The sequence below is a fragment of the Bacteroides xylanisolvens XB1A genome, from assembly GCF_000210075.1.
Taxonomy (GTDB): domain Bacteria; phylum Bacteroidota; class Bacteroidia; order Bacteroidales; family Bacteroidaceae; genus Bacteroides; species Bacteroides xylanisolvens.
In genome coordinates this window covers 3208983-3213142 of sequence record NC_021017.1, presented here as the reverse complement: position 1 = coordinate 3213142, position 4160 = coordinate 3208983, and the positions used below count along the sequence as shown (strand labels likewise).

The 4160-nt window shown below is 41.8% G+C and carries 3 protein-coding genes; 1 reads left to right on the top strand and 2 read right to left on the bottom strand.

Annotated elements, in window-relative coordinates; translation table 11 throughout:
- Window positions 1-61: 61 nt before the first annotated feature.
- Together BXY_RS12610 and BXY_RS12605 are read right to left on the bottom strand one after the other, a co-directional pair.
- Window positions 62-937, bottom strand: a complete 876-nt coding sequence (locus tag BXY_RS12610; RefSeq protein ID WP_134993656.1) for a DUF3108 domain-containing protein — start codon at window positions 935-937, stop codon at window positions 62-64.
- Window positions 882-2798, bottom strand: coding sequence for an Ig-like domain-containing protein (locus BXY_RS12605; protein WP_004298332.1), 1917 nt, complete (start codon window positions 2796-2798; stop codon window positions 882-884). Before BXY_RS12605 ends, BXY_RS12610 begins: the two co-directional genes overlap by 56 nt.
- A gap of 337 nt (window positions 2799-3135) precedes the next feature.
- On the opposite strand from BXY_RS12605, the gene BXY_RS12600 reads away from it, so the two are divergent.
- Window positions 3136-3747 carry an HU family DNA-binding protein gene (locus tag BXY_RS12600; protein ID WP_015532095.1) on the top strand — a complete coding sequence of 204 codons (612 nt, stop codon included), beginning with the start codon at window positions 3136-3138 and terminating at the stop codon, window positions 3745-3747.
- Window positions 3748-4160: the final 413 nt, after the last annotated feature.

The following is a 4160-nucleotide window of genomic DNA, read 5'->3' as shown; positions in this document are numbered from 1 at the left end:
TAAAAAATAACAGGTTGACAGGTCAAATTACTTCTGATATGCCTTCGTTTTTTCTATATATTTATTTAACGACAGAAGTCAGCGGATGCCGGTTGCCGGTCACATTATTCAGGAATGCTTTAGCGGAACCGAAATTCAAGAACAAGTCCAGACGGACAGGAAGATGGTTCAAATCGTCTGTCACAAAGAAAGTAATCACCTCCTTCTCTTTCCCTTTCTTATCATATTCAACTAATGAGAAGATCAGACAACGGTAAATCACTCCATTTTCCGCTTTCACATTTTCTTTACCACGATAAATAAGCGTCTGTTCTTCCACTTTACGGCCTGTAGCCATGGGGAACTTGATCTTATCTCCCACCTTATAATCTGCAGGGTCGTAAGAACGCGCTTGCGCCAGAATGCTCAACATATCGTATATACAGCGGCTATCACTATCTTCAGATTCATTAAACGCCCCATCCCGGTAAGTACGCTTCTGATTTACCAGGCAAAGACCGTCCTTATAAGAGAACCAAGCCTCATCGACCGTGTAACGTTTTCCCTCTTCGGCACCTTTGCGGAAATAGCGCGGTTCCAGTTTTTCACCGATCACACAAGTCAGCGTATCGCGCATCTTGAAAAAGAAATCCGCCCGTTTACTGCCCAAAGCAAGCAGGTTAATCCGGTAGGCAGGTTGTGAATGATAAGTAGTAGCATTCGTCGTCAGACTGGCAAGTCCGGCTTTCACCCAGACAAACTTCCAGTTAAAATATAAATCATACATTACGTGTTCGCCGGATTGAAACGCATCATTCTTCGCTTCACATTGAGCACTGGCTGGGAGGGCGAAAGCTCCCATCAGTAAGGCCACTAATCCGATAATAAAATTGCGTCGAACGCTAACGACGGCGGTTCTGACTATTTCGTTCCCGATCCTTTTTCTTCTTGTCTTCATCTGGTTTTTGTTTTTTAAGTTCATCCAGCTTTTGCTTATCCAGCGGAACTGCATGAATATCCCAACTTTGTTCTAGATCCCAGTTGGCTTTCGGCTCTAAAATCTGATTATAATAATACACCTCTTCGGGCTGCACCCCTTTTTCAAAATTGCCGGTATCCCATTCACCGTTTCCATTCCGGTCGTTAATCAACCGGGCGGAGTACTTACCGGGATTTAAGTAATAAAAGTCGGCATAACCTCCTTCCTCTACTCTTCTTCGGCGTACCACTTTATCCTGCGCATCCAACAGTTCAACGAAAGCATTAGGTTCCGCTCCCGTCACCACAAACGTGATTTTGGCATATTCTTCCAAACTACGCACCTTGAACCCTTGTTTTATTTTGTCTGTAAACAATCCGTATATACCATGAAATGCGGTCGAATCCACCGAAAATTCATATTCCAGCGTCGGTTCCCAATCATAATACACATTAAACTTCTTCAGATTTACGGAATCCTGCTCAAATTCAAACGGTATATCCTTCCAGAGCGTATCCACCTTTTGCCGCAGATGTATGGCGGCAGTGTCGTAGCTGGCTATCGGTTCTTCAAAATTCAAAGAAATATATCCATATACATCCATTGACGAAGGGGCACTAACATTCACCGGCAAGAATTTCGTCGGTTCGGGTTCATCCTCTTCCCCTTTCTTTTTCTTCTTTTTCTTTTTGTCCTTATCCGACTCCTCTTTCTTATATTTCTGCTTCGAAACAAGATTCAGCGTATCTGTACGGGGTACTAATTGGTTTAAAGTATCTGTATAAAGATAAGTCAGACTCATGGCAAGAGTATCCTGTTTGAAGAGCAAAGAATCTTTCACCCAATAATGGATTGTATCGTTCCGCTGATTCTTTTCGATGACAAAAGCATCCTTTTCATCGAAGTTTAAGCCTTTCAAGACTGGCAAAGTGTCCGCCTTACCGGCAAAATAAAAAGTGAACTTATGAGGAACCAGTCTTTCCGACTTGATAAGATATTGCGAATAATTAAGCTCTTTAAAGGCACGGAGGATGACATCATCCGGCAAATAATGCATATATTTCTTCTCAACAATCGTGTCGTAGGTCAATGAGTCCACCCAAGCAGTATCCATGCGGATACGTTCTTCCATGCGGGGGATAATCAACGAATCATGGAAAGCGATCATCTCGCTCTTCTGATTAAAAGTAAAGTTTTGGTCGGCATCCATCAATCCATAGATGCGATATTTGCCGGGAGCTACACCACGGATGGAGAAACGTCCACGGCTGTCTGTACGTGCCACACGGTCGAAAGGCAATTTGTTGAAAGCCGAATCATTCAGGTTGGAATGTAGTCCGACAAGCATACCTTTAATAGGTTCCAGGTTAGAGGCGTCGAGCATTGTTCCTGCTACTTCCATCGTATCGATTTCCGTACCGGTAGAAAACGTAAATGCAAAATTCCCTAGCGGGTTACCTTCATTATTGTCGACAATTGCATCCGAGAAGTCAATCGTATAGGTCGTGTTAGGCTTCAAAGAGTCGAGTAGGTTGACTTGTATTCTCTTGCCGGAAGCCTTGATTTCCGGTTGCTGTATCTGGGGAGGAGAAACAACGACTTTTTCGGTTGCTTTCTCCAGCTTAATAAACTCATCAAACATCAAAGAAATTTTAGTCCTTTCATTATTCAGAGCGCCCGCAGCAGGAGTACTACCGATGAAACGGGGCGGCGTCTCATCATAAGGGCCTCCGTCCGGCCGTCCAATACTGGCGCAGGAATATAACATAGCTCCCAGCGTTACTACCGGAAGCACCTTGCGAACTATTTGCTTTATCTTTTGATTCTCAAATTGTAACATGCTGCAAAAATAAGGGTTCTTATTCAATAAACACCACACTTTCTAGCTAATTTATTAAAAAAGGAAAGGGTGACTTAAGGTAATAAACAATATTTGCGACGTTTTTATTTCTTTCCTGCTAATATAATTAGTTTTATTGCCTAAAGAGATTACCTTTGTTGCCTAATCTTTTTTCGTTCCACTATAGTGTTCCGCAAAGAACACTATAGTTTCCCTTGCGGAGCACTATAGTGGGACGAAAGAGAAACTATAGTGGAACGAAATAAAAGTAGCAAGTGAAGTAAATCCGGATAGGCAAACGGATTTATCAATGTGCCTACACTAAATAAAAACGAATATGAGTATACAATATGACCTTTACGACACACCTGACATTCAACAAACAGGCGACGCACAACCGCTTCATCCCCGCGTAGTATTCAAAGGAACCATCGATCAGGAAGAATTTCTAGACCGTGTACACAAATTCACAGGAATAAGCCGCAGTTTACTGGCGGGCGCCATGCAGTCTTTCCAAAACGAGTTGAGAGACCTGATTGCCAACGGATGGATTGTGGAACTGGGAGATATCGGATATTTTTCAGTGTCTTTGAAGGGACCTCGTGTAATGAAGAAAAAAGATGTACACGCACAATCCATAGAACTGAAAAATGTCAATTTCCGGGTAAGTAGCCAGTTTAAGAAAGAAGTAGGCCAGCAAATGAGACTGGAACGTGGAGAATCGATGACTCGTCACCACAGAAAAGGGCACAGCGAAGAAGAATGTTTGACAATAATCAACCAGCATCTGAACAAATATCCCTGCCTGACCCGCACCGACTATAGCCGATTGACAGGACACGACAAAAAACGTGCTTTGAAAGAACTGAATGCTTTTATCGAACGTGGACTCTTAATCCGTTATGGAACAGGCAAACAGGTGGTTTATGCAAAGAAAACAGAAAGTTAAGTTAAAATCATCTAGCAGAATTACCTAGAATTCCAATTCTGAACTGAACAAAAAAACAATAATTCAGTGTAGGGTTCTTTTTATATTAATCATATTTATACTGACTTTTAGTAAATCAGAACTATCTATGAAATTATAAAACAAGATTACTTGCTTTATCAATATTTATTGCTACTTTTGTAGCGGTTTCCTTTCATACGTAGAGAGGAACATTTTATTTTTTTTACTAGAGAACGGTTATTTATTGCACTCGGTCATAAAATTCAGCTAAATTTTCCAACGAATAGCAATAAGTGATGCCAGGTCTCGCGCACACTTCTGTATATAATTTGTTTATATACTCAAATGGGCGTGGGGCTATCACTTATGTCGTTGGAGGGTCTTAGCTGGATACCTATGGTCGCATACAGTGG

What these genes read in the sequence shown, in the direction of transcription:
- BXY_RS12610 (WP_134993656.1), bottom strand. Translation starts at nt 937, where the DNA reads ATGAAGACAAGAAGAAAAAGGATCGGGAACGAAATAGTCAGAACCGCC.
- BXY_RS12605 (WP_004298332.1), bottom strand. Translation starts at nt 2,798, where the DNA reads ATGTTACAATTTGAGAATCAAAAGATAAAGCAAATAGTTCGCAAGGTG.
- BXY_RS12600 (WP_015532095.1), top strand. Translation starts at nt 3,136, where the DNA reads ATGAGTATACAATATGACCTTTACGACACACCTGACATTCAACAAACA.